Origin of the sequence: Hirschia litorea, from assembly GCF_042665075.1 — a bacterium.
Classification (GTDB): Bacteria; Pseudomonadota; Alphaproteobacteria; order Caulobacterales; family Hyphomonadaceae; genus Hirschia; species Hirschia litorea.
Window position 1 is genome coordinate 68,450 of record NZ_JBHTBR010000002.1, and the last position, 25,502, is coordinate 93,951.

Below are 25,502 nucleotides of genomic sequence, written 5' to 3' on the forward strand. Positions count from 1 at the left end.
ACTATTTCGTTATGTTTTTATGCTTGCGGGTTCGTTGACTCGGTCCGCAAGCCCACCCTTCAAGGGAGATCGCGTCAGGATGAGTCAGGAAGTCAGCAATCTGTACAATCCAAACGCCCCGGCACCGAATTTCGAGGCCATTCAAATTTCAATCGCTAGTCCGGAGCAAATCCGCGACTGGTCATCGGGCGAGATTAAAAAACCAGAAACGATCAACTACAGAACGTTCAAGCCTGAACGTGACGGGTTGTTCTGTGCGCGTATTTTTGGACCAGTAAAAGATTATGAATGTCTTTGTGGTAAATATAAGCGTATTAAATACCGTGGTGTAACATGTGAAAAATGTGGTGTTGAAGTCACATTGGCACGTGTGCGTCGTGAGCGTATGGGCCATATTGACCTCGCAGCGCCTGTTGCGCACATCTGGTTCCTAAAATCACTACCTTCACGTATTTCACTCATGCTCGACATGACGTTGAAAGATGTTGAGCGCGTTCTATATTTTGAAGCCTATATCGTAACTGAGCCAGGTCTTACTCCGCTAGAGCCTAAACAGCTTCTAACGGAAGAGGAATATATGGATGCTCAGGATGAGTATGGTGAAGATTCCTTTACAGGTATGATTGGTGCGGAAGCTGTTCGTGAGCTTCTTATCAACATGGATCTTGAAGCTGTAGCTGATCAACTTCGTGAAGATCTTGCTGAAGCGACAGGTGAACTTAAGCCTAAGAAAATCGCTAAGCGTCTAAAAATCATCGAAAACTTTATGCATTCGGGCAGCCGTCCTGAGTGGATGATTATGACGATTGTTCCTGTTATTCCACCAGAATTGCGTCCATTGGTGCCGCTAGATGGTGGTCGTTTCGCGACATCTGATTTGAACGACCTTTACCGTCGTGTGATCAACCGTAATAACCGTTTGAAGCGTCTAATGGAGCTTCGTGCGCCAGACATTATCATTCGCAACGAGAAGCGTATGCTTCAAGAGTCTGTGGATGCGTTGTTTGACAATGGCCGTCGTGGACGTGTGATTACAGGAACAAACAAACGTCCATTGAAATCCTTGTCTGACATGTTGAAGGGTAAGCAGGGGCGTTTCCGTCAAAACTTGCTCGGTAAACGTGTGGATTATTCTGGTCGTTCTGTGATCGTGGTTGGTCCTGAATTGAAACTTCACCAATGTGGTCTTCCAAAGAAGATGGCGCTGGAGCTGTTCAAGCCGTTTATCTATTCTCGCCTAGAAGCCAAAGGTCTCACAGGGACTGTGAAGGCTGCTAAGAAAATGGTGGAGAAAGAGAAGCCGGAAGTTTGGGATATCCTTGAAGAAGTTATCCGCGAACACCCAATCATGCTCAACCGTGCGCCAACGCTTCACCGTCTAGGTATCCAAGCGTTCGAACCTAAGTTGATTGAAGGTAAGGCAATTCAGCTTCACCCGCTTGCATGTGCTGCGTTTAACGCGGACTTCGATGGTGACCAGATGGCAGTGCACGTTCCATTGAGCTTGGAAGCTCAATTGGAGGCTCGTGTATTGATGATGGCGACAAACAACATCTTGTCTCCAGCAAATGGTAAGCCGATCGTGGTACCATCTCAGGACATCATTCTGGGGCTTTATTATCTTTCTATCGTGAAAGAAAATGAGCCTGGTGAAGGTATGGTGTTCGCTGATATGGCTGAGATTGAGCATGCGCTTGCTGAGCGTTCGCTTACAATCCACACCAAAATCAAGGCACGTTACAATTCATTCGATGCTGATGGAAACAAAGTATCACGTCTGATTGAAACGACGCCTGGACGCATGATGATCATTGAGTGTTTGCCGAAGGTCGCAGGGATTAACCCAGACCTAGTGAACGAATTGATGACCAAAAAAGCTGTGGGTCGTATCATTGATACAGTTTACCGTGCTTGTGGGCAGAAAGCGACAGTGCTTTTCTGTGACGCAATCATGGCTGTTGGTTTCCGTGAAGCTGCGCGTGGTGGTATTTCGTTTGGTAAGGATGACATGGTTATCCCAGAAGCGAAGATCAAACTTGTGCAAGATACACGTGACCAAGTCACAGAGTATGAGCGTCAATATGCTGATGGTCTGATCACACGTGGTGAGAAATACAACAAAGTTGTTGATGTTTGGTCTCAGTGTACAGACAAAGTTGCTGATGCAATGATGGATGCATCTGCTGAGCCTAAAGTTGATCCTGTAACTGGGCGTCAAGACGAAGCAAACTCTGTGTTCATGATGGCGCATTCCGGTGCGCGTGGTTCTAAGAACCAAATGAAGCAACTTGCGGGTATGCGTGGTCTTATGGCCAAGCCGTCGGGTGAGATTATTGAGACACCGATTGTGTCTAACTTCAAGGAAGGTCTATCTGTTCTTGAATACTTTAACTCGACGCACGGTGCACGTAAGGGACTTGCGGATACAGCTCTGAAAACAGCTAACTCTGGATACCTAACACGTCGTCTAGTGGATGTGGCTCAGGATTCTATTATTACGGAGCAAGATTGTGGTACCGAACGCGGTATTACGCTTGCAGCTGTGATGAATGGTGCTGAGGTTGTTGTATCCTTGGGGGATCGCGTTCTTGGGCGTACGACTGCTGAGGACATTAAGCACCCTTCAACAGACGATATCGTAGCACCTGCTAATACATATATTGAAGAAGAATTAGCAACTTCAATTGATGAGTTGGGAATTGCTTCGGTAAAAGTTCGTTCAGTGCTGACTTGTGAAACGCGCAATGGCGTGTGTGCATCATGTTATGGCCGTGACTTGGCGCGTGGTACACGCGTGAACGAAGGTGAAGCAGTTGGTGTTATTGCGGCTCAATCTATTGGTGAGCCAGGTACACAGCTAACAATGCGTACTTTCCACATTGGTGGAGCGGCTCAGGTGTCTACAGAAAGTTCTGTGGATGCAGCATTTGCCGGTAAGTTAGCCTTTGAAAATGCTGCACTTGTTGAACGTGAAGACAAAACCTTCGTGGTTGTTGGACGTTCAATGGAAGTGAAGATCGTTGATGAGGATGGTCGTGTACGTCAGACGTTCAAGCCAGCATATGGAACACGCTTGAGATTTGGTGAAGGTGCCAAAGTTTCTGGTGGTGACCGTGTTGCTGATTGGGACCCGTTTGCGACACCAATTATCTCTGAAGCATCTGGTATTGTTCGCTATGAGGACATGCTTGATGGTTTGACAACACGTGATGAGACTGATGAAGCCACAGGTATTGCTTCAAAAGTGCTTGTTGACTGGCGATCAGGTGCAAAAGCTGCTGCAGACTTGAAGCCTGCTGTTGTTCTTGTTGACGGCAATGGTGAAGTTGTGAAACTGGAAAATGGAACGGAAGCTCGTTACCACTTGCCAGTGGATGCGATTCTATCTGTTGCTGAAGGCGATGAGATGAAGCCTGGTGACATGGTTGCACGTCTTCAAACAGGTGGTGCTAAAACAAAAGATATCACGGGTGGTCTACCACGTGTGGCTGAATTGTTTGAAGCACGTCGTCCAAAAGATCACGCGATTATCGCTGAATTGGATGGTACAGTAGAGTTTGGACGCGACTATAAAAACAAGCGCCGTATTCGTCTGTTACCAACTGAAGAAGGTCGCGAGCCTGTTGAATATTTGATCCCTAAAGGTAAGCACCTTCTTATCCAAGAAGGCGACCTTATCAAAAAAGGTGAATATATTCTGGATGGTAACCCAGCACCGCAAGATATTCTTGCAATTATGGGTGTCGAAGCTCTAGCCAACTATCTGGTTGATGAAGTCCAGAAAGTTTACCGTCTTCAGGGTGTGCCTATCGACGATAAACACATTGAGGTAATCGTGCGTCAAATGCTTCAAAAAGTTGAAGTGACAGACGCAGGTGAAACAATGTTGTTGAAAGGTGAGACAATTGATGCGGTTGAGTTTGAAGATGCAAACTCTGCTGCGCGTCGTGCGAAGAAGCGTGAGGCGATTGGTACGCCAATCCTTCTAGGGATTACGAAGGCGTCTCTACAGACACGTTCGTTCATCTCTGCAGCATCGTTCCAAGAGACTACACGCGTGCTTACTGAGGCTTCTGTACAGGGTAAAATTGATACTCTTGAGGGCCTTAAAGAGAACGTTATTGTCGGGCGTCTTATCCCTGCTGGTACTGGTGCAGCGCTTCGTAAGTATCGTAAGATTGCTTATGATCGTGATATTAAATTGCGTGAGCAACGCAAAGTTAATGCAGCTGTCGAAGCACTTCCAGCTCCGGAAGCTCCGGCTGAAGAGTAATAAGCTTTATAGCTTTTAAATTTAGGAGGGCAGTTCCGTAGGAGCTGCCCTTTTTTTGTCTGCGCCACCAAACAGTAAGAGGAGAGTTAGTCTGCTGTTATCTAGCCGCCTATGACGTGGCCTCGGAGTCGTGTGGGGCAGGTGCTGAGCTGTACCTTGTACGGTCATGTTGTGGTGTGACTGTGACCTATATCAGTATATAAAGCCTACCGCTCGGATCTTGAGGAAGATGTCCGTGTTTAATTTTGGAATTGGTTATGTTATTTTCTTCTTATTCCGGAAGATTTTTCCAGTAGATTCGATTGTGAATTGATCGGTTAAATATTGCGAAGGAAAAAGGCATATTCTTCTTATAGGGGAATGATTGGGTCTTAAAAGTCGATGCAGGCTTGCGCTTAAAGGGGATTTATCACCTCTTTTTAGGAATTAGCGTAACTGATGCTAATGAATCACTTGACCCAGCACTCTAGGATGAGTATGACCCCCGCTCACGTTGCGCGTAAACGATGTTCTATAAGCGTTGAATATTGTTTTAGCACCTGAGAATTCTGAAGTGCGAAAGCCTTCAAATTAGTAATATAGAGTAGCCGGGGCGGGCAGGGGTCTGCTGCGGCTATGTGATTTGGAATTTGGTATCGCGTATTGGCTGAACTGGTCTGCGCTATACTGTTTGGAAAAGAGCGAGGGCTGATGCCTACGATTCAACAGTTGATCCGCAAGCCGCGTCAAGACAAGGCAAGACGGAACAAGGTGCCGGCTCTGAAGGCCTGCCCACAGCGTCGCGGTGTTTGTACGCGCGTTTACACAACAACACCTAAGAAGCCAAACTCAGCGCTTCGTAAGGTTGCGAAAGTACGTTTGACTTCTGGTTATGAGTCAATTTGTTACATTCCGGGTGAGGGGCATAACCTTCAGGAGCACTCAGTTGTTCTTATCCGTGGTGGACGTGTGCGCGACCTTCCTGGTGTGCGTTACACAATCCTTCGCGGCGTCTTGGATACTCAAGGCGTAAAAGACCGTAAGAAACGTCGTTCACACTACGGTGTGAAGCGCCCGAAATAAGAGTAAGATATGTCACGTCGCCACCGCGCAGAAAAACGCCAAATCCTACCGGACGCTCAGTTCGGCGATTTAATTCTTTCAAAATTCATGAACCTCCTCATGATCGACGGCAAGAAGTCCAAAGCAGAACGTATTGTTTACGGTGCTTTGGAGATTGTCACTGATCGTGCAAAACGCGATGCTGTTGAGCTGTTCCACGAAGCGTTGGACAATGTGTCCCCATCTGTGGAAGTACGTTCCCGTCGTGTTGGTGGTGCTACGTATCAGGTGCCTGTTGAGGTTCGTCCTGAGCGTCGTCAAGCTTTGGCTATCCGTTGGATGGTTGCTGCTTCTCGTGCGCGCTCAGAGAGCACAATGCGCGAGCGTCTAGCTGGTGAGTTGCTTGATGCAGCTAACGGGCGCGGCGCTGCAGTGAAGAAGCGTGAAGACACACACCGTATGGCTGAGGCCAACCGTGCGTTCTCACACTATCGCTGGTAATTCGTTTTAGTATTTTAACACTCCAAATTCAGGGTGACTTAGGCCATGCCTCGTACGCATAAGCTCGAAGACTATCGTAACTTCGGAATCATGGCGCACATCGACGCGGGTAAAACCACGACGACTGAGCGTATTCTTTACTACACTGGTAAATCGCACAAAATCGGTGAAGTTCACGATGGTGCGGCTACCATGGACTGGATGGCCCAAGAGCAAGAGCGCGGTATTACAATCACGTCTGCTGCGACCACGTGTTTTTGGAACGAAAAACGTCTAAACATTATTGATACTCCAGGGCACGTTGACTTCACTATTGAGGTTGAGCGTTCTCTGCGTGTGCTCGATGGTGCAGTTTGTTGTCTTGATGCCAATGCTGGTGTTGAGCCTCAAACCGAGACTGTTTGGCGTCAAGCTGATAAATATAAAGTGCCTCGCATGATATTCATCAACAAGATGGATAAGCTTGGTGCTGATTTCTACCGTTGTGTGGAAATGGTTGTTGATCGCTTGGGTGCGACTCCTTTGTGCTTGCAGATCCCAATCGGGTCTGAGAACCAATATAAAGGTATGGTCGACATCGTTAAGATGCGTTCTGTTATTTGGCTTGAAGAGAGCTTGGGTGCGAAGTTTGAGTATGGTGAAATCCCTGCTGATCTAGCTGATAAAGCTCAAGAGTATCGTGACAAGCTAATTGAGACGGCTGTTGAAGCTGATGAAGCTGCAATGGAAGCTTACCTTGAAGGTGAGGAGCCAAATGAAGAGCAGCTTAAAGCGTTGATCCGTAAGGGTTGTATCGCGAACCTGTTCGTGCCGATCTTGTGTGGTACTGCGTTTAAAAACAAAGGTGTTCAGCCTTTGCTTGATGCTGTTGTTGATTACTTGCCGTCTCCGCTAGATATTCCGGCGATTAAAGGTATTGACGCTAAAACAGAAGAGCCATTGACTCGTAAAGCTGACGACAATGAGCCGCTTGGTATGCTTGCGTTCAAAATTATGAACGACCCGTTCGTGGGAACATTGACATTCTGTCGTATCTACTCAGGTAAGCTGGTTAAAGGTACAACAATGTTGAACACGGTTAAGGGTAAGAAAGAGCGTATTGGTCGTATGCTTGAGATGCACTCTAACGATCGTAAAGATATTGAAGAGGCGTTTGCTGGTGACATCGTTGCTGTTGCCGGTCTAAAGGATACAACAACTGGTGATACGATTTCAGATCCAGCTCACCCAGCGATCCTAGAGCGTATGGAATTTCCTGAGCCTGTTATTGAGATTGCTGTAGAGCCAAAAACGAAAGCAGACCAAGAGAAAATGGGTCTTGCTCTTCAGAAGTTGGCTGCTGAGGATCCTTCATTCCGTGTAAAAACTGATGAAGAGTCCGGTCAGACAATTATGGCGGGTATGGGTGAGCTTCACCTTGATATTCTCGTTGACCGTATGAAGCGTGAATTCGGTGTTGAAGCTAACATTGGTCAGCCTCAAGTTGCTTACCGTGAATCTCTTGGCCGTGCGGCTGAGGTTGTGTTCACTCACAAGAAGCAATCTGGTGGTTCTGGTCAGTTCGCTGAAGTTAAGATGATTTTCGAGCCGCTTGAGCCGGGCGAAGGATTTATCTTTGAAAGTAAAGTTGTGGGTGGTTCTGTTCCTAAAGAATACATTCCGGGTGTTGAGAAGGGTGTGAAAAGCATTAAGGATTCTGGTCCTCTTGCTGGTTTCCCTGTTATCGACTTTAAAGCAACATTGCTTGAAGGTAAGTATCACGATGTTGACTCCTCCGTGTTGGCGTTTGAAATCGCGGCACGTGGTGCCTTCCGTGATGCCGCAAGCAAAGCTCAAATTAAGTTGCTTGAGCCTGTGATGAAGGTAGAAGTAATTTCACCGGAAGAATATGTCGGTGGAGTGATTGGTGACTTGAACTCACGTCGTGGGCAAGTTTCTGGTCAAGAAGTGCGTGGTGTAGCTGTTGTTGTTTCAGCTATGGTGCCACTTTCAAATATGTTCGGTTACGTGAACACGTTGCGGTCAATGACCCAGGGCCGAGCACAGTACAGCATGCAGTTCGACCATTATGAGACAGTGCCAAACGCTGTGTCTAAAGAAGTCATTGAAAAACTGAATGGTTAATCGATAAGTGCGGCGTAAGCCGTGTTGAATTAGGTCGTCCCAAGGAGTAATAAGATGGCTAAGGAAAAATTTGAACGTAATAAACCGCACGTGAACATCGGTACGATTGGGCACGTGGACCACGGTAAAACTACTCTTACAGCTGCGATCACTATGACGCTTGCTGAAGTGACTGGTGCTGAGAAGAAGTCTTATGAAGACATCGATAACGCGCCAGAAGAAAAAGCGCGTGGTATTACGATTAACACATCACACGTTGAGTATGAGACAGCTACACGTCACTACGCTCACGTTGACTGTCCAGGACACGCTGACTACGTGAAAAACATGATCACGGGTGCGGCTCAAATGGATGGTGCTATCCTTGTTGTGAACGCAGCAGATGGTCCAATGCCGCAAACTCGTGAGCACATCTTGCTTGCGCGTCAGGTTGGTGTTCCTGCGCTTGTTGTTTTCTTGAACAAAGTTGACCAAGTTGATGATGAAGAGCTTCTAGAGCTTGTTGAAATGGAAATCCGTGAGCTACTTTCTGCTTACGACTTCCCAGGTGATGATATTCCTATCGTTGCTGGTTCAGCTTTGGCTGCTGTTGAAGGTCGTGACGACAACATCGGTAAAGAAAAAGTTCTTGAGCTTATGGCTGCTGTGGATGCTTACATTCCTGAGCCAGAGCGTCCAGTAGACCAACCATTCCTAATGCCGATTGAGGATGTGTTCTCAATCTCAGGTCGTGGTACAGTGGTAACTGGCCGTGTTGAGCGTGGTATTGTTAAAGTTGGTGAAGAAATTCACATCGTTGGTATTACTGAAGAAGTAACAACAACGACATGTACTGGTGTTGAGATGTTCCGTAAATTGCTTGATCAAGGTCAAGCAGGGGACAACGTTGGTGTTCTTCTTCGTGGTGTTGGTCGTGAAGACGTGCAGCGTGGTCAGGTTCTTTGTAAGCCTAAATCAATCACGCCTCACAAAAACTTCGTTGCTGAAGCATACATTCTGACAAAAGAAGAGGGTGGACGTCACACTCCATTCTTCACAAACTACCGTCCACAGTTCTACTTCCGTACTACTGACGTGACTGGTGTTGTGACACTTCCTGAAGGTACAGAGATGGTTATGCCAGGTGATAACGTTAAAATGAACGTTGCACTTATCCAGCCGATCGCTATGGAAGAGAAGCTTCGCTTCGCTATCCGTGAAGGTGGTCGTACTGTTGGTGCTGGTGTTGTTGCTGCGATCACTGACTAAGTTTAGTATCGCTAGCGCAAGCTAGAAGAATTAAGAAAGCCCGGCCCCTGTGGTCGGGCTTTTTTGTGTTTGGATGCTGGTTGTGGTGATCCGAGAAAGTGATGAGAAATCTGATTTTTATAAGAATCTGCGATTCTTTTCATATTTCTTTGATTCAAGCGTAACAAACAGTTGACGACTCGGGAGTCGGAGACTAATAAGGCCCTTCTCTTGCGACGGTGGTCGTGCGAAGTGCCTTTTAGAGAGCGCAGATGTAAACACACCGGCAAGCGAATAAGACGAAACAATTATTTTTACACGCGACGTCCTGCCACGGGGATTGGTTCTCCTTGGTATATGGCGCGTTTCAGTTTATCGGGCGGATCTCATGGACCGACAAAACATTCGTATTAGGCTAAAAGCCTTCGACCACCGCGCGCTGGATCAGTCCGCTCGCGAAATCGTGTCGACCGCTAAGCGCACAGGCGCTGATGTGCGTGGTCCTGTGCCATTGCCTACTCGTATCGAAAAGTTCACAGTAAACCGTTCTCCACACGTGAATAAGAAGTCACGTGAGCAGTTCGAGATCAGAACACACAAGCGCGTATTGGACATTGTGGATCCTACTCCACAAACTGTTGATGCGCTTATGAAGCTTGATCTTTCAGCGGGTGTTGCTGTTGAAATCAAACTTGAGGGAGCCCGCTAATCATGCGTACGGGTTTGCTTGCTAAGAAATTGGGTATGACACGCGTCTTCGCTGAAGATGGTGCTCACGTACCTGTGACTGTGCTTCAGCTTGATGGTTGTCAGGTTGTTGGTCAGCGTACAAAAGAGCGTGACGGCTATGTTGCGCTTCAGCTAGGTGCTGGTTCTCGTAAAGCTAAGAATGTGACTAAGCCAATGCGCGGTCAGTTTGCGGCTGCGAAAGTTGAGCCTAAAGCAGTTCTCCGCGAGTTTCGCGTTGAGGAAGATATGCTGGTGGATATCGGTTCTGAGTTTTCTGCAGAGCACTTCGTGCCAGGTCAGAAAGTAGATATCGCTGGTGTTGCTAAGGGTAAGGGTTTTGCTGGTGCGATGAAGCGTTGGAATTTTGGTGGATTGCGCGCATCACACGGTGTGTCTATCTCTCACCGTGCGCTTGGTTCTACTGGTCAATGTCAAGATCCGGGTAAGGTTTTTAAAGGTAAGAAGATGGCTGGTCAGTACGGTAACGTGCGTATCACCACTCAAAACCTTGAAGTCGTTCGCGTTGATGCTGATCGTGGTTTGGTTCTCGTTAAGGGTGCTGTTCCAAGTGCTCGTAACGGATGGGTTGAAGTTCGCGATGCTGTTAAGAAGGCTGTGCCTGCTGATGTGCCTACACCGGCTGGTTTGAAGGTCGCTGCTGCAGCTGCTGAAGTGTCAGCTGAGGGAGGCGAAGCCTAATGAAACTTGATGTTCTAAATCTTGACGCTAAGAGCGCGGGCAGTGTTGAGCTTAGCGACGCTGTGTTCGGTATCGAAGAAATTCGTGCTGATGTGCTTCAGCGTATGGTGCGTTACCAGTTGGCTAAGCGTCAGTCTGGTAATCACAAGACTAAGTCTCGTTCAGAAGTGAATAAAACAACTACACGTTTTGGTCGTCAAAAAGGTGGTGGTGGTGCGCGTCACGGTTCACGTAACGCTCCTATCTTTGTTGGTGGTGGTGTGGCTCACGGTCCTCGCGTCCGTTCGCATGCTCACGATCTTACCAAGAAATTCCGCGCTTTGGCTCTTAAGCACGCTTTGTCTGCAAAAGTGAAAGATTCATCTCTTATCATTCTTGAAGAAGCGTCTGTGAAAGAAGCTAAGACAAAAACATTGCGTGCACAGTTTGAAGCTTTGGGCTTGCAAAATGCTTTGGTTATTGGTGGCGTCACGCTAGACGATAACTTTGCAAAAGCTGCTCGTAACATTCCAAACATTGATGTTCTGCCTTTGGCTGGATTGAATGTTTATGATGTTATGCGTCGTAAGACATTGGTTCTTACTAAAGATGCGCTCGAAGGTGTTCATGCGCGTTTTGACGGTGAAGCTGTTGCGATGGACTTTACTGGCGATAACTTTGTGGACGATATCGTTCTTGTGGACGGGATTGGTGCTCAATCTGCTAAAGCTTTGGCTAAGGCAGGGTATGCAACATTGACGTCTATCGCAAAATTGTCTGCTGATGCTGCTGCGAAAGTGTTTGAGGAAGCTGGTTATGGTCCTCGCGCTGCACGTGAAGATTGGTATGCTCAAGCGAAAGAGATGGTTTCTGGTAAGCCGCCTCGCGCGAAGGTTGATCAACGTTACGTAGCTCAAGTCATCGCCAAACGTGCGAAGGAGGCCTAAGTCATGGCTGGCGTGAAAACAATTCACTACGATAAAGTTGTTGCTCCGATTATTACGGAAAAATCAACAATCTTGTCTGAGCAAAACAAAGTTGTTTTTCGTGTTCCTCTTGAGGCTTCTAAGCCTGAGATTAAGGATGCGGTTGAGGCTTTGTTTAAAGTGAACGTTATCTCTGTGAACACAGTTGTTCAAAAGGGTAAGACAAAACGTTTTAAAGGTGTTCTTGGACGCCGCAACGACATTAAAAAAGCAGTTGTTACTTTGAAGGACGGACAGTCCATCGATGTAACGACCGGCTTGTAAGGCGAGGGCGGAGAAAATGGCTCTTAAGACATTCAACCCAAGATCGCCTGGTCTTCGTCAACTTGTTTTGGTTGACCGTTCCGGGCTTCACAAAGGTCGTCCTGTCAAGAAGTTGACTCAGGGTTTGACTGGAAGTGGTGGACGTAACAATCTTGGTCGTATCACTGCGCGCCGTATTGGTGGTGGTGCTAAAAAACTTTACCGCATTATCGACTTTAAGCGTCGTAAGTGGGATGTGCCTGCGACTGTAGAGCGTTTGGAATATGACCCGAACCGTTCAGCTTTTATTGCATTGCTAACTTATGAAGATGGCGAGCAAAGCTACATTGTGGCACCTCAACGTGTTGCACCTGGTGATGTTCTTATCGCTGGTGAGAAGGTTGATGTGAAGCCAGGTAATGCTCTTCCATTGAAGAACATTCCTGTTGGAACAATCATCCACAATGTTGAGATGAAGCCTCTAAAAGGTGCTCAAATCGCGCGTGCAGCTGGTACTTATGTGCAGCTCGTTGGGCGTCAAGACGGATACGCTCAGGTGAAGTTGTCATCTGGTGAGCTTCGTTTGATCCCTGAAGCTTGTATTGCAACTATCGGTGCTGTGTCTAACCCAGACAACATGAACCAAAACCTTGGTAAGGCTGGCCGTAAACGTCACCTTGGTAAGCGTCCTTCAGTTCGTGGTGTTGTGATGAACCCAGTCGACCACCCGCACGGTGGTGGTGAGGGTAAATCTTCCGGTGGTCGTCACCCTGTGACACCTTGGGGTAAGAAAACTCGCGGTCCAAAAACTCGTAATAACAAAACGACTGATCGCTTGATCATTCGTCGTCGTAACAAGAAATAGCGGAGGAATAACGATATGCCACGCTCCGTTTGGAAAGGTCCTTTTGTGGACGGCTACTTGCTAAAAAAAGCAGAAGTTGCCTCAGAAGCCCAACGTCCGACGCCGATCAAGACTTGGTCACGTCGTTCGACAATACTACCAAACTTTGTGGGTCTGACATTTCAGGTTCACAATGGTAACAAATTCGTGCCGGTAAATGTGTCCGAAGATATGGTTGGTCACAAATTCGGTGAGTTCGCACCTTCGCGGACATATTATGGCCACGGTGCCGATAAAAAAGCTAAGCGGAAGTAGGGACGATGGGTAAGGCCAAGAATCCTCCAAAGCAGGCGTCTAACGAAAGTCGCGCAGTATTGCGTATGCTTCGTGTTAGCCCGCAAAAGCTTAACCTTATCGCTCAAACCATTCGTGGTTTGTCGGCTGAAAAGGCACAAGCTGAACTAACATTTTCACGTAAGCGTCACTCACAAGATGTGTTGAAGCTTCTGAATTCTGCAATTGCAAACGCAGAAAACAACCACGGTTTGGACATTGACAGTCTTGTTGTTGCTCAAGCTCACGTTGGTAAGAATCTTGTCATGAAGCGTATCCGGGCACGTGCTCGTGGTCGCGCAGCTCGTATCCTGAAGCCGTTTTCACAATTGACTATCGTCTTGCGTGACTCGTCTATGGATGCTGAAAGCCAGGAGGCAGCATAATGGGTCAGAAAGTAAATCCCATCGGGTTGCGTCTCGGCGTAAACCGTACATCTGACAGTCGCTGGTATGCTGATAGCGCTGACTTTGGTCGTCTTTTGCATGAAGACCTTCGTTTGCGTAAGTATATCAGAGAGTGGCGTCCAAAAGACGAAAACTCAGGCAAGCGTGTTGGTGAGCCTTTGCAGCGCCGTGCAGGTGTGTCAAAGATCATCATCGAGCGTCCTCACAAAAAGTGTCGAATTACCATTCACACATCCCGTCCGGGTATGATTATTGGTAAAAAAGGCCAAGACATTGAAAAGCTTCGTAAGGATCTTTCAAAGTTTGTCTCTGATGAGATTTTTGTGAACCTCGTAGAAGTGCGCAAGCCAGAAGTAGATGCGAAATTGGTTGCTGAAGATGTAGCAAACCAACTTGAGCGTCGTGTATCTTTCCGTCGTGCTATGAAGCGTACAATTCAATCTGCTATGCGTTTGGGTGCTGAAGGTATCCGTTTGAACGTTGCCGGTCGTCTTGGTGGTGCTGAAATCGCGCGTACAGAATGGTATCGCGAAGGACGCGTTCCACTTCACACTTTGCGTGCTGACATCGATTATGGAACAGCTGAAGCGCTAACGACATACGGTATCATTGGTATCAAGGTCTGGATCTTTAAAGGTGAGATCATGGAACACGACCCAATGGCGCGTGATCGTAAAGCTGAAGCCTCTGGTGATGCGCGTGCACGTCAATCTCGTCCTGACAACAATAGTCGGGGTTAAGGGGATAGGTCATGTTGCAACCAAAACGGACTAAGTTCCGCAAACAGTTTAAGGGCCGGATCAAAGGTAACGCTAAAGGCGGCGCGACTTTGAACTTTGGTTCTTTCGGTCTCAAAGCGCTCGAGCCAGAGCGTGTGACATCTCGTCAAATTGAGGCTACTCGTCGTGCGATTACCCGTCACATGAAACGTGTCGGTAAAGTATGGATCAGAATTTTCCCAGATGTGCCTGTGTCATCTAAACCGACAGAAGTACGTATGGGTAAAGGTAAAGGGTCACCTGAATTTTGGGCGGCCAAAGTAAAACCGGGTCGTATCATGTTTGAGATCGATGGTGTATCTGAGGAGGTCGCACGTGAAGCGCTTTCTCTGGGTGCTGCCAAATTGCCGATCAAAACCAAGATCGTCAAACGGTTGGGCGAATAGGGAGCGTTGAAAGAAAATGAAAACTGAAGACGTTCGTGCAAAAACGCCCGATGAACTTGTTTCTGAATTGACTAAACTCAAGAAAGAACAGTTCAATCTTCGCTTCCAAAGGGCTACTGGCCAGTTGGAGAACACCGCCCGCGTGCGGCAGGTGCGTAAGGACATCGCACGGATCAAGACGATCCTAGCGGAAAAATCCAAAGCGCAAACCGGCGCTGCGTGAGTTTGAGGGAATAGAGAACGATGCCCAGGCGGATTATGGAAGGCGTAGTCGTATCCACATCAACGGATAAAACTGCAATTGTACGTGTTGATCGTACATATCTTCACCCCCTTTTAAAGAAGACCGTTCGTCGGTCAAAGAAATACCACGCTCACGATGAGGGTAATGTGGCTGAGGTTGGACAAAAAGTGTCTATCCAAGAATGTCCACCACGCTCAAAGTTGAAGCATTGGGAATTAGTCAATGGTGCGGAAGGATCTAACACATGATCCAGATGCAAACCAATTTGGATGTAGCGGACAACTCCGGCGCTAAACGCGTTCAGTGTATCAAGGTTCTTGGTGGTGCTAAACGTCGTTACGCTTCTGTCGGCGATCTGATTGTTGTTTCTGTGAAAGAGGCGACACCTAAAGGTCGTGTTAAGAAGGGTGATGTGCGCCGTGCGATAGTAGTACGCGTATCTAAAGACATCCAACGTCGCGACGGCTCAGTGATCCGTTTCGATTCTAACGCTGCAGTTATTGTGAACAATAACGGTGAGCCTCTTGGTACTCGTATATTCGGACCAGTTCCTCGTGAATTGCGTGCGAAAAACCACATGAAGATTATCTCACTTGCTCCGGAGGTGCTGTAAGATGGCCGCCAAGATCAAGAAGGGTGACAAAGTCGTAGTGCTTGCTGGTAAAGATAAAGGCAAGCAAGGCGTAGTGTCTCGTGTGTTAGTAGATGACCAAAAGGTTGTTGTGTCTGGTGTGAACATGGTTTCACGTCACACGAAACCTTCACAAGCTGACCAGGGTGGCATCAAAAACTTTGAAGCTCCTATGCATGTTTCAAATGTGGCTCACTTAGATCCACGTGACGGTAAACCAACACGCGTCGGTTTTAAAACAGACGATAACGGCCGCAAGGTTCGTGTTGCAAAACGCTCAGGGGAGGCCATCGATGTCTGATGTCGCCACATACGAGCCGCGGCTTCAAGCCCTTTATCGGGATGAAATTCGCGCGAAAATGAAAAAAGAATTCGGCTACAGCAATGAAATGCAAGTACCGAAACTTGATAAAGTCGTTATCAACATGGGTTTGGGTGCAGCCGTATCCGATTCTAAAAAGGTTAAATCAGCAGTAGCGGCTCTTGCAGCTATCTCTGGTCAAAAGCCTGTTGAAACTAAAGCTCGTAAGTCTATCGCTGGTTTTAAACTTCGTGAAGACATGACAATCGGTGCGAAGGTAACTTTGCGTCGTGCGCACATGTTCGAATTTCTAGACAGGCTTACAACAATTGCGCTTCCTCGCGTAAAAGACTTCCGTGGTCTAAACGGTAAATCTTTTGATGGTCGTGGAAACTATGCAATGGGTTTGAAAGAGCATCTTGTATTCCCAGAGATCAACTATGAAGAAGTTGATCAACCTTGGGGTATGGATATCATCGTGTGCACAACGGCGCCCACGAACGAAGAGGCGAAGGCACTCCTTAAGGAGTTTGGCTTCCCTTTCCGAAACTAGGGCGCTGGAGAAAGTTAAATGGCTAAGAAAAGTGCAATCGAAAAGAATAAAAAGCGTATGCGTTTGGTGGAGAAATATGCTGCTAAACGTGCTGCTTTGAAGGCAAAAGCCTTGGATGACAATGCGCCGTTAGAGGAGCGTTTTGAAGCGCGCCTTAAATTGGCAAAATTGCCTCGCAACTCTGCACCTAACCGTGTACGTAACCGTTGTGAAGTAACTGGTCGTCCGCGTGGTTTTTACCGCAAGTTAAAGATGTCTCGTATCGCATTACGCGAACTTGGCAGCGCGGGGATGATCCCCGGGCTCGTGAAATCGAGCTGGTAAGGGAGGGATAGGCTATGAACCTGAATGATCCTCTTGGCGATATGCTGACTCGTATCCGTAACGCGCAAATGCGTGGTCGGTCTACAGTATTAACGCCAGCTTCCAAACTTCGCGTACGTGTATTGGATGTTCTTCAATCTGAAGGTTACATCCGCGGATATACACAGATCGAGAAAAGTGGGAAGCTTGAGATTGAAATTGAGCTGAAATACTTTGATGGCGCGCCTGTGATCCAAAAGATCGCTCGTGTTTCCAAACCTGGACGCCGTGTTTATTCTGCTTCAAAGGACATTCCTTTGGAACGTAATGGATTGGGTATTTCTATCTTATCGACGCCTAAAGGCGTGATGTCTGACAATGTTGCTCGTACCGCTAATGTCGGTGGCGAAATTCTTTGTCGGGTCTCCTAGGACGTAGAGGAATTATTTGATATGTCCCGGATTGGAAAAAAACCAGTAACTGTCCCAAGTGGTGTTACAGTTACTGTTGCAGACCGTACGATTTCAGTTAAAGGCCCAAAGGGTACTTTAGCGCTCGATATAACAGAAGAAGTTTCTGTTGCTGTTGAAGGTGCTGAAGTGATTGTGTCTCCAGTGGATGAAAACGACAACCGTAGTCGTGCTATGTGGGGTACAGTTCGTGCTCGTGTAGCAAACATGGTTGATGGTGTTTCCACAGGATTCTCAAGAAACCTTGAGTTGGTCGGTGTTGGTTATCGTGCAGCTGTTAAAGGCAAGGATTTGGAATTGAACCTTGGGTTTTCGCACCCAGTCGTTCACAAAGCACCAGAAGGCATCACATTTACTTGTGCGAAGCCAACTGAAGTCAAGATCGAAGGGGTTGATAAACAATCCGTAGGTCAAGTGGCTGCTGAGATCCGTAGCTATCGCCCGCCTGAACCTTATAAAGGTAAAGGTATTCGTTATGAAGGCGAACATGTTCGTCGCAAAGAAGGTAAGAAGAAGTAAGCCATGTTGTCATCGCGCGAAAAGCAAATACGCCGCGCCCAACGGGTGCGCACTCGCCTTCGGAAGAATGCGAATGGCAAGCCTCGTTTGTCGGTTAGCCGTTCATCTAAGAATATTTCCGTTCAACTCATTGACGATTTGCAAGGCATAACAGTTGCTGCAGCATCGACGTTAGAAGCTGAGTTTAAAAAGGCCGGTAAAACTGGAGCATCTAGCGATGCTGCATCAGTAATCGGAAAACTTATTGCTGAGCGCGCAGTGAAAGCTGGCGTTACAGAATGTGTTTTTGACCGCGGAAGCTACGTCTTCCATGGTCGTATCAAAGCCCTAGCAGATGCTGCCCGTGAGGGCGGCCTCAAATTTTAGAAGGAGACCGTCATGGCACGTGATAATCGTGAAAAAGGCGGTCGCAAAGGCCGCGACCGTGATGAAGAGCAGTCAGAAATCGTAGACCGTTTGGTTGCGATTAACCGTGTTGCTAAAGTGGTGAAGGGTGGTAAAAACTTCGGTTTTGCTGCACTCGTCGTTGTTGGTGACCAAAAAGGTCGTGTAGGTTTCGGTCACGGTAAAGCCCGTGAGGTGCCTGAAGCGATCCGTAAAGCTACTGAAGACGCAAAGAAATCAATGGTACGCGTACCATTGCGTGAAGGACGTACTCTACACCATGACGGTGCAGGCCGTTGGGGTGCAGGTAAGGTTGTAATGCGTGCAGCACCTGCGGGTACTGGTGTTATCGCCGGTGGTCCAATGCGTGCAGTTTTTGATGTGCTTGGTGTGCAAGACGTTGTTGCTAAATCCATTGGGTCATCAAACCCGTACAACATGGTGCGTGCAACAGTTGATGCGTTGAAAGGACAATCTAGTCCTCGTCAAGTTGCTTCTAAGCGTGGGCTGAAGGTTCAAGACATCGTGGGTCGTCGTACAGATGGCGCTGGTGTTGCTGAGGTGGCCCAGTAGGGTCGGGATAAGTTGGAGTAACCACAATGGCAGACAAAAAAACACTGCGTGTGCGTCAGACCGGCAGTCCGATCCGTCGCAACGAAACTCAACGCAAGACACTTGTTGGCTTGGGGTTGAATAAACTAGGTCGCGAACGTGAGTTGGAGGATACTCCTTCTATCCGCGGCATGATTTCCAAAGTCGGCCACTTGGTCGAAGTGATTGAAGGTTAGACCCAAGCGCCGCGCAATTAAAAGCGCTTGGCGACTGGTTCGAGGATAAGATGATGAAACTCAACGAACTTTCCGACAATTTGGGCGCTACGTCTGACCGTATGCGTGTTGGACGCGGTGTCGGTTCCGGTAAAGGTAAAACTGCTGGTCGCGGTGTGAAGGGTCAAAAAGCCCGTTCAGGTGTTGCTATCAAAGGTTTTGAAGGTGGGCAGATGCCTATCCACATGCGTATGCCTAAGCGTGGTTTTAATAACCCTAACGCTAAGAAATATGCTTGGGTAAATGTTGGTCGTATTGAAAAAGCGATCACAGAAGGCAAGCTCGACGCAAAATCTACTATTGATGAAGCAGCATTGGTCGCTTCTGGTGTTATTCGCCGTGCAAAAGATGGTATCCGTCTCCTTGCAAAAGGTGAAGTAAGCTCCAAATTAGAGATCGTGGTTACTGGTGCTTCTAAAGCAGCTATTGAAGCTGTCGAGAAAGCTGGTGGCTCAGTCAAAATTACAGCGCCTGTAAAAAACGCTGAATAAGACTGTCTCATACTTTGCGAGTCGCGTAAGGTATCGATTAGTGTAACTGCATTGTGTCAGCTTCGTTCCGCGTAGCTGGCATTTTGCTGCTTTTAGGGGAGCGAGCATTTATGGCTTCAGCCGCTGAACAACTCGCAAAGAATATCAATCTTTCGTCTTTTGGTAAGGCGAAAGAATTGCAACAGCGTATCCTATTCACATTAGGCGCGCTTATTGTGTACAGACTGGGTACACACATCCCAATACCAGGAATTGATCCTACAAATTTGGCTGCTGCTTTTGGCAATCAGTCAGGTGGTATTCTAGGAATGATGAACGTGTTCTCTGGCGGTGCTATCGAGAACATGGCGATTTTCGCACTAAACGTGATGCCTTATATTTCAGCTTCTATTATTATGCAGCTGGCGACGACTGCTGTTCCTTCTTTGGAACGCCTTAAAAAAGAAGGTGAAGCAGGCCGAAAACAAATAAATCAATATACACGCTATGGTACGGTATTGCTTGCGATTGCGCAGGCCTATGGTATCGCGGCTTCATTAAGCGCCATAGACCCGAATACTGGCGGGTCTGTTGCTTTGAACCCAGGCTGGTATTTCTTAACATCAACTGTTGTAACTTTGGTTGGTGGAACAGTCTTTCTAATGTGGTTAGGTGAGCAGGTAACTGCGCGAGGAGTGGGGAATGGTATTTCTCTCATCATTTTCGCGGGTATCGTGGCCATAATGCCAAAAACAATTTGGAATGCTCTTGTGTTGACCCGTGAAGGGACAATGAATGTGATGGTATTGATAGCGATCGCAGCAATCAGTGTCGCTATGATTCTATTTATCGTTTTCGTAGAGCGTTCACAGAGAAGACTGCTGATTCAATACCCTAAGCGACAACAGGGAAACAGAATGATGGGTGGAGAAAGTTCTTTCCTACCTATGAAGCTGAATACAGCGGGTGTTATTCCACCAATCTTTGCAACGTCTCTACTTATATTACCGACAACTGCAGCTGGAATGATGGCGGCAGGACAGGGGGCAGCTGGTGGAGGTGCGGCGTCTGACATGTTGCGTTCAGTTGTTGCGACTATCGGTCCCGGGCAGCCCTTATTCGTTGTGTTATATGGTTTGTTAGTTGTGTTCTTCTGCTTCTTCTACACATCGATTGTGTTTAACCCTGAAGAAACAGCGGACAATTTGAGAAAGCATGGTGGGTTCATTCCAGGGTATCGCCCAGGGAAGAGGACAGCTGACTATCTCGACTATGTACTTAGCCGTCTGACTGTGATTGGTGCATTATATTTGACTATCGTGTGTCTTTTACCAGAAATTTTAAAAATGAATTTCAAGTCCATTCCATTTTATATCGGTGGAACTTCGATTCTTATTGTGGTTTCTGTGACTATGGATACAGTTTCTCAAATTCAATCTCACCTAATTGCCCACCAATATGAGGGCATGATTAAAAGATCACGGCTCGGGGGTCGGAAAAAATGAACTTAATACTTTTTGGACCGCCAGCTGCGGGTAAAGGTACACAAGCGAAGAAGCTTGTTGCTGAGCGTGGTTTTATTCAACTTTCAACAGGGGACATGCTTAGAGCAGCACGTTCATCTGGTTCTGAGTTGGGCCAAAAAGTATCTGGAATTATGGACTCGGGTGGCCTTGTGTCAGATGAGATCGTAATTGCATTGATTAATGAGCAGTTGGATCTTAATCCAGATGCAGCTGGTTTTATCTTTGATGGGTTTCCAAGAACAGTTCCGCAAGCCGAGGCTTTGGATAAATTATTGGAAACTCGGCAGACACAAGTGGATCATGTGATTCGCTTGAAAGTAGACGATGACGCTTTGATGGCTCGAATCATTAAGCGTTTTGAAGAAGAAGGGCGTTCAGACGATAACCCGGAAAGTTTCCGTAAGCGTTTGGATGCCTATAATGCGCAAACTGCACCTTTGTTGCCGATTTATGCGGAGCAAGGAAAGTTAACTGAAGTCGATGGGATGCAATCAATTGAGGTTGTGGCCCGAGAAATCGACAAGGTTTTGGGTGCATAAGCACGAAACAGGAAAAGAAGCCGTATTTTGACTCAATATTTAGTTGACGTCAGAATATCACAGCATATAAGTGACGGCTTCCGCGACGAAGAGACGGTCTGAATGCAGTGTTCCTATACTGCGTGAGGACCATTTGTCGTCTATCGCCGTGAAACAGTTTAATGAATGGAGGGGCAGTGTGGCCCGTATTGCAGGTGTCAACATACCCACTAATAAGCGCGTCACGATAGCGCTGCGCTACATTCACGGCATTGGTCCGGCGAAGGCGCAGGAAATCTGTGATAAAGTGGGAATTACGGCTGAACGCCGTGTAAACGAATTGTCTGACGCAGAAGTCATTCAAGTTCGTGAAGCTATTGATGCAGACTACGTGGTGGAGGGTGACCTTCGCCGTGAAGTTTCAATGAATATTAAGCGATTGATGGATTTGGGTTGCTACCGTGGTCTACGCCACCGTCGTGGTCTTCCAGTCCGTGGTCAACGCACTCACACCAATGCGCGTACGCGCAAAGGTCCAGCGAAAGCAATCGCTGGTAAGAAGAAATAGACCGGATAATTAAGAATGGCTCGCGAACAAACACGTGTAAAAAGAAGCGCGCGTAAGAACATCTCTTCAGGTGTTGCTCACGTAAATTCAAGCTTTAACAACACAATGATCACAATTACTGATGCTCAAGGAAATGCAATTTCCTGGTCTTCGGCTGGTCACATGGGTTTTAAAGGTTCTCGTAAATCGACTCCTTATGCTGCACAGGTTGCTGCTGAGGATGCAGGTCGTAAGGCACAAGAACACGGTCTGAAAACATTAGAAGTGCAAGTGCGCGGTCCAGGTTCTGGTCGTGAATCAGCTCTTCGTGCGCTTCAGTCTATTGGTCTTACAATTACGACTATCCACGATATTACAGCCATTCCTCACAATGGTTGCCGTCCACCCAAACGCCGTCGCGTATAATCTAAACAGGTTAAACGCTTCGTCATCGTTCTTTTGAACAACACTTATAAACGCAATTTCTAAGGTGATCGCCTCATGAATATGGCTCAGGTCAACGACAAAAACTGGAAAGAGCTTATCCGTCCATCCCGTCCGGTGGTGGAGCACGATTTTGATGCGCGTCGTAAAGCGAGCTTGATCGTAGAACCGCTAGAGCGTGGTTTTGGAACAACTCTTGGTTCGTCTTTGCGCCGCATTCTTTTGTCTTCTTTGCAAGGCGCGGCAATCACTGGCGTTCAAATTGATGGTGTTGTTCACGAATTTTCATCTATCCCAGGTGTTCGTGAAGACGTAACTGACATTGTGCTGAACTTGAAGCGTATCGCAATCAGCATGGTATCTGAAACTTCTAAGCGTATGACTTTGACTGCGTCCGGCCCTGGTGTCGTGACAGCCGGTCAAATCGAATTGCCTGGTGATATGAGTATTTTGAACCCAGACCACGTCATTTGTACGTTGGATGAGGGTGCAAACATTCGTATGGAATTTACGGTGGCTGCTGGTAAAGGATATGTTCCTGCAGACCGTAATCGTCCTGACGATGCTCCGCTTGGATTTATCCCAGTAGACGCGATTTTCTCTCCTGTGGAGCGCGTTGGCTTTAAAGTTGACGACACTCGTGAAGGTCAGGTTCTTGACTACGATAAATTGACATTGACTGTTGAAACAGACGGTTCAGTGACACCAGAAGATGCTGTGGCCTATGCTGCACGTATCTTGCAAGATCAACTTCAGCTGCTTATCAACTTTGATGAGCCAGTGCTTGAGCAGGAAGCTGAGCAAGAGCCAGACCTTGGCTTTAACCCAGTTCTACTTAAGAAAGTTGACGAGTTGGAATTGTCTGTTCGTTCAGCAAACTGTTTGCGTAACGACAACATTGTATACATCGGTGATCTTATCCAGAAGTCCGAAGCAGAAATGCTACGTACGCCAAACTTTGGACGTAAATCACTAAACGAAATCAAAGAGGTCTTAGCGTCTATGGGGCTTCACCTTGGTATGGATGTACCATCGTGGCCACCAGAAAACATCGAAGACTTAGCTAAAAAATACGAAGATTAAGATAGAGGAGCGGTCTTTTTGACCGTATAAGAAGCCATGCGTCACGGAATTGCGCACCGCAAGCTAAACCGCACGTCGGAGCACCGTAAGGCCATGTTCGCAAACATGGCTGCTTCCCTAGTGCAACACGAGCAGATCTCAACAACGCTTCCAAAAGCTAAAGAACTACGTTCTTTCGTGGATAAGCTTGTTACATTGAGCAAAAAGGGTGACCTTGCTGCTCGTCGTCAAGCTATCTCCAAGATGCGCGACAAAGAGCAAGTTCAAAAGCTATTTGATGTTCTAGCTGAGCGTTACAAAGACCGTAACGGTGGTTACACTCGCGTGCTTAAAGCTGGCTACCGCTATGGTGACAACGCACCAATGGCTGTTATCGAGCTTGTAGATCGCGATGTTGAAGCAAAAGGTAAAGTGGACCGTGAGCGAGTTGAAGCTGAAGCTGCAATGAGCCTAGAAGACTAAACCAAGTTTTCAGAATAATATTTAAGAACGCCGCCTTCCATAGCATAGTGTAGGGCGGCGTTTTTTTTGTTCGGATGGAATTGAAATTACTTTAACAACATACATATCACTGTAAAATCATTATAAATTTGGCATGGTTCGCCCTAAATGCGCCGTGTTTTTCAGGGATTTGAAAGTATGATGGAAACACGTTTCAAACGATTGGCTTGTGGTGCGATAGCGACTTTTGGCGTTGCGCTGCTTGGGGTGTCAGCATGTTCTGCGCAAGTAAATGAACAACACGTGCAACGTGTGGTTCCGTCTTCGCAAGCTGAATTGACCATGTCTTTCTCGCCGTTGGTAAAGCAGGCTGCACCGGCCGTTGTGAATGTGTTCACCACCAAGGTGGTAAAGCAAAACACATCTCCGTTTGCTAATGATCCCTTTTTTAGACGCTTTTTCGGCGATCAAATGGGGGGCGTGCCCAGAGAGCGCGTTGAGTCATCGCTTGGTTCCGGCGTTATCGTGGGTAGCGACGGTGTTATCGTGACGAATAATCACGTAGTAGAAGGCGCAGACGAGTTTAAAGTCGTGTTGTCAGACCGACGTGAATATGCTGCCGAGTTGCTGATTGCAGATGCGCGAACTGATCTGGCCGTCTTGAAAATTGATACTGAAGGCGAAAAATTACCGACATTAGAAATTACTGGAACGCGTGATGTTGAAGTGGGTGATTTGGTGCTCGCTATTGGTAACCCATTTGGTGTCGGGCAAACGGTGACAACGGGTATTATCTCAGCTCAAGCGCGAACAGATGTTGGTGTGTCTGATTATGCCTTTTTCTTACAAACAGATGCCGCTATCAACCCTGGAAATTCAGGCGGTGCTTTAGTGGATTCTCACGGGCGTTTAGTCGGGGTAAATACCGCTATTTTCTCACGTTCAGGTGGTTCAAATGGGATTGGTTTTGCAATTCCATCTGAAATGGTAAAGCGTGTTGTCGATGCAGCTGTGAATGACGGTCAAATTATTCGACCATGGCTTGGGCTGAAAGGTCAGTCGGTGAACGCAGAAATTGCCAAATCTATGAATTTGGAACGTCCTATGGGGGTTCTCATCACAGAGATATATCCTGATGGACCAGTGGAGAAGGCAGGGTTAAAACGCGGCGACTTGGTAACGCAAATTGATGGTCGCGAAGTCTTTGATGAGCGCGGATTGAAGTTTTTAGCTGCAACATTGGCACCAGGCGAAAAAGTAACCCTGGATTACATGCGGTCTGGAAAATTAAAATCAGTAAAAGTTACGCTTTCACCACCACCAGGTGCTACAAAAGCAGAGATGGCGCTGATTGAAGGAAATACACCTTTTTCTGGCGCTGAAGTTGCTGACCTTTCGCCTGCATTGGCAGATGAATTAGGGCGTGACCCCTTTGCTTCTGGAGTATTGGTCAATCGGGTTTTAGGGCGTTCACTCGCGTCAAGGTTTGGATTACGACCTGGTGATATGGTGCGCGAAGTTAATGGAAAAGTGATCAAAACCTCCAAAGAACTCCTTGATATCATTGAAGGAAAAGGTGGTCGTGGCTCAACGTGGGCTATAACAATAGAACGAAACGGAAGACGCATATCTTCCAATGTTCGTATGTAGTTTTGGTGAGCCTCTTAATTGGGGCTTACTTTTACTTTTG

32 protein-coding genes and 1 pseudogene are annotated in these 25,502 nt (G+C 47.2%); all 33 read left to right on the plus strand.

Going from position 1 to position 25,502, the window contains the following annotated elements:
• The first annotated feature begins 79 nt into the window (after positions 1-79).
• The gene (gene rpoC, locus ACFQS8_RS00370) at positions 80-4,273 is read left to right on the plus strand and encodes a DNA-directed RNA polymerase subunit beta' (RefSeq protein ID WP_382164633.1); all 4,194 of its coding nucleotides are present in this window, start codon (positions 80-82) and stop codon (positions 4,271-4,273) included.
• A 690-nt stretch (positions 4,274-4,963) separates the two neighbouring features.
• Positions 4,964-5,335 carry a 30S ribosomal protein S12 gene (gene rpsL / locus ACFQS8_RS00375; protein WP_015827921.1) on the plus strand — a complete coding sequence of 124 codons (372 nt, stop codon included), beginning with the start codon at positions 4,964-4,966 and terminating at the stop codon, positions 5,333-5,335.
• A 9-nt stretch (positions 5,336-5,344) separates the two neighbouring features.
• Positions 5,345-5,815, plus strand: coding sequence for a 30S ribosomal protein S7 (rpsG, locus tag ACFQS8_RS00380; RefSeq protein ID WP_382164636.1), 471 nt, complete (start codon positions 5,345-5,347; stop codon positions 5,813-5,815).
• 45 nt (positions 5,816-5,860) lie between these two features.
• Positions 5,861-7,939 (plus strand): elongation factor G, encoded by a 2,079-nt coding sequence (fusA, locus tag ACFQS8_RS00385; protein ID WP_382164638.1) that lies wholly within the window; start codon positions 5,861-5,863, stop codon positions 7,937-7,939.
• Between the two features lie 54 nt (positions 7,940-7,993).
• On the plus strand, positions 7,994-9,187 hold the full coding sequence (gene tuf, locus ACFQS8_RS00390; protein WP_382164640.1) for an elongation factor Tu: 1,194 nt from the start codon (positions 7,994-7,996) through the stop codon (positions 9,185-9,187).
• Between the two features lie 367 nt (positions 9,188-9,554).
• Positions 9,555-9,875 (plus strand): 30S ribosomal protein S10, encoded by a 321-nt coding sequence (rpsJ, locus tag ACFQS8_RS00395; RefSeq protein ID WP_015827917.1) that lies wholly within the window; start codon positions 9,555-9,557, stop codon positions 9,873-9,875.
• A 2-nt stretch (positions 9,876-9,877) separates the two neighbouring features.
• Positions 9,878-10,594 carry a 50S ribosomal protein L3 gene (gene rplC, locus ACFQS8_RS00400; RefSeq protein WP_382164643.1) on the plus strand — a complete coding sequence of 239 codons (717 nt, stop codon included), beginning with the start codon at positions 9,878-9,880 and terminating at the stop codon, positions 10,592-10,594.
• Positions 10,594-11,223 (plus strand): annotated as a pseudogene (rplD, locus tag ACFQS8_RS00405) (50S ribosomal protein L4); the annotation flags it as partial. The gene rplC and the pseudogene rplD, both read left to right, overlap by 1 nt.
• A 300-nt stretch (positions 11,224-11,523) precedes the next feature.
• Positions 11,524-11,823 (plus strand): 50S ribosomal protein L23, encoded by a 300-nt coding sequence (locus ACFQS8_RS00410; protein ID WP_382164645.1) that lies wholly within the window; start codon positions 11,524-11,526, stop codon positions 11,821-11,823.
• 16 nt (positions 11,824-11,839) lie between these two features.
• A complete protein-coding gene (rplB, locus tag ACFQS8_RS00415) occupies positions 11,840-12,667 on the plus strand; it encodes a 50S ribosomal protein L2 (RefSeq protein ID WP_382164646.1) in 828 nt (275 codons plus the stop codon).
• Between the two features lie 15 nt (positions 12,668-12,682).
• Positions 12,683-12,961, plus strand: coding sequence for a 30S ribosomal protein S19 (rpsS, locus tag ACFQS8_RS00420; RefSeq protein WP_382164648.1), 279 nt, complete (start codon positions 12,683-12,685; stop codon positions 12,959-12,961).
• Positions 12,962-12,966: 5 nt separating this feature from the next.
• Complete coding sequence (rplV, locus tag ACFQS8_RS00425) at positions 12,967-13,365, plus strand: 50S ribosomal protein L22 (RefSeq protein ID WP_382164650.1); 399 nt, start codon at positions 12,967-12,969, stop codon at positions 13,363-13,365.
• Positions 13,365-14,126, plus strand: a complete 762-nt coding sequence (gene rpsC, locus ACFQS8_RS00430) for a 30S ribosomal protein S3 (protein ID WP_382164652.1) — start codon at positions 13,365-13,367, stop codon at positions 14,124-14,126. Before rplV ends, rpsC begins: the two co-directional genes overlap by 1 nt.
• Positions 14,127-14,137: 11 nt before the next feature.
• A complete protein-coding gene (rplP, locus tag ACFQS8_RS00435) occupies positions 14,138-14,551 on the plus strand; it encodes a 50S ribosomal protein L16 (protein WP_382164654.1) in 414 nt (137 codons plus the stop codon).
• A gap of 16 nt (positions 14,552-14,567) precedes the next feature.
• On the plus strand, positions 14,568-14,774 hold the full coding sequence (gene rpmC, locus ACFQS8_RS00440) for a 50S ribosomal protein L29 (protein ID WP_382164656.1): 207 nt from the start codon (positions 14,568-14,570) through the stop codon (positions 14,772-14,774).
• A 20-nt stretch (positions 14,775-14,794) separates the two neighbouring features.
• Positions 14,795-15,043 (plus strand): 30S ribosomal protein S17, encoded by a 249-nt coding sequence (rpsQ, locus tag ACFQS8_RS00445; protein WP_382164658.1) that lies wholly within the window; start codon positions 14,795-14,797, stop codon positions 15,041-15,043.
• Complete coding sequence (gene rplN, locus ACFQS8_RS00450) at positions 15,040-15,408, plus strand: 50S ribosomal protein L14 (RefSeq protein ID WP_382164660.1); 369 nt, start codon at positions 15,040-15,042, stop codon at positions 15,406-15,408. The genes rpsQ and rplN overlap by 4 nt, the downstream gene beginning before the upstream one ends.
• 1 nt (position 15,409) lies before the next feature.
• Positions 15,410-15,727 carry a 50S ribosomal protein L24 gene (gene rplX / locus ACFQS8_RS00455; protein ID WP_382164662.1) on the plus strand — a complete coding sequence of 106 codons (318 nt, stop codon included), beginning with the start codon at positions 15,410-15,412 and terminating at the stop codon, positions 15,725-15,727.
• Positions 15,720-16,280 (plus strand): 50S ribosomal protein L5, encoded by a 561-nt coding sequence (gene rplE, locus ACFQS8_RS00460; RefSeq protein ID WP_382164665.1) that lies wholly within the window; start codon positions 15,720-15,722, stop codon positions 16,278-16,280. The genes rplX and rplE overlap by 8 nt, the downstream gene beginning before the upstream one ends.
• An 18-nt stretch (positions 16,281-16,298) precedes the next feature.
• Complete coding sequence (gene rpsN / locus ACFQS8_RS00465; RefSeq protein ID WP_382164667.1) at positions 16,299-16,604, plus strand: 30S ribosomal protein S14; 306 nt, start codon at positions 16,299-16,301, stop codon at positions 16,602-16,604.
• 14 nt (positions 16,605-16,618) lie between these two features.
• Positions 16,619-17,014: a 30S ribosomal protein S8 gene (gene rpsH, locus ACFQS8_RS00470; protein ID WP_382164669.1), complete on the plus strand. Its 396-nt coding sequence runs from the start codon at positions 16,619-16,621 to the stop codon at positions 17,012-17,014.
• Positions 17,015-17,035: 21 nt separating this feature from the next.
• The gene (rplF, locus tag ACFQS8_RS00475) at positions 17,036-17,572 is read left to right on the plus strand and encodes a 50S ribosomal protein L6 (RefSeq protein ID WP_382164671.1); all 537 of its coding nucleotides are present in this window, start codon (positions 17,036-17,038) and stop codon (positions 17,570-17,572) included.
• 3 nt (positions 17,573-17,575) lie between these two features.
• Positions 17,576-17,938 (plus strand): 50S ribosomal protein L18, encoded by a 363-nt coding sequence (rplR, locus tag ACFQS8_RS00480; protein ID WP_382164673.1) that lies wholly within the window; start codon positions 17,576-17,578, stop codon positions 17,936-17,938.
• 12 nt (positions 17,939-17,950) lie between these two features.
• Positions 17,951-18,529: a 30S ribosomal protein S5 gene (gene rpsE, locus ACFQS8_RS00485; protein ID WP_382164675.1), complete on the plus strand. Its 579-nt coding sequence runs from the start codon at positions 17,951-17,953 to the stop codon at positions 18,527-18,529.
• A gap of 26 nt (positions 18,530-18,555) precedes the next feature.
• Entirely contained in the window at positions 18,556-18,744 is a 189-nt protein-coding gene (gene rpmD / locus ACFQS8_RS00490; protein WP_015827898.1) for a 50S ribosomal protein L30, read from the plus strand.
• A gap of 53 nt (positions 18,745-18,797) precedes the next feature.
• Complete coding sequence (gene rplO / locus ACFQS8_RS00495; RefSeq protein ID WP_382166564.1) at positions 18,798-19,274, plus strand: 50S ribosomal protein L15; 477 nt, start codon at positions 18,798-18,800, stop codon at positions 19,272-19,274.
• A 110-nt stretch (positions 19,275-19,384) separates the two neighbouring features.
• Positions 19,385-20,758, plus strand: a complete 1,374-nt coding sequence (gene secY / locus ACFQS8_RS00500) for a preprotein translocase subunit SecY (RefSeq protein ID WP_382164677.1) — start codon at positions 19,385-19,387, stop codon at positions 20,756-20,758.
• Positions 20,755-21,318, plus strand: coding sequence for an adenylate kinase (locus ACFQS8_RS00505; protein ID WP_382164679.1), 564 nt, complete (start codon positions 20,755-20,757; stop codon positions 21,316-21,318). Before secY ends, ACFQS8_RS00505 begins: the two co-directional genes overlap by 4 nt.
• Before the next feature lie 178 nt (positions 21,319-21,496).
• Complete coding sequence (gene rpsM, locus ACFQS8_RS00510) at positions 21,497-21,865, plus strand: 30S ribosomal protein S13 (RefSeq protein WP_382164681.1); 369 nt, start codon at positions 21,497-21,499, stop codon at positions 21,863-21,865.
• Positions 21,866-21,880: 15 nt separating this feature from the next.
• Positions 21,881-22,270, plus strand: a complete 390-nt coding sequence (gene rpsK, locus ACFQS8_RS00515) for a 30S ribosomal protein S11 (protein WP_382164683.1) — start codon at positions 21,881-21,883, stop codon at positions 22,268-22,270.
• A 75-nt stretch (positions 22,271-22,345) separates the two neighbouring features.
• Entirely contained in the window at positions 22,346-23,371 is a 1,026-nt protein-coding gene (locus ACFQS8_RS00520) for a DNA-directed RNA polymerase subunit alpha (RefSeq protein WP_382164685.1), read from the plus strand.
• A gap of 36 nt (positions 23,372-23,407) precedes the next feature.
• Positions 23,408-23,833, plus strand: coding sequence for a 50S ribosomal protein L17 (rplQ, locus tag ACFQS8_RS00525; protein ID WP_382164687.1), 426 nt, complete (start codon positions 23,408-23,410; stop codon positions 23,831-23,833).
• Between the two features lie 147 nt (positions 23,834-23,980).
• On the plus strand, positions 23,981-25,462 hold the full coding sequence (locus ACFQS8_RS00530) for a DegQ family serine endoprotease (RefSeq protein ID WP_417461224.1): 1,482 nt from the start codon (positions 23,981-23,983) through the stop codon (positions 25,460-25,462).
• The last annotated feature ends 40 nt before the right edge of the window (positions 25,463-25,502 follow it).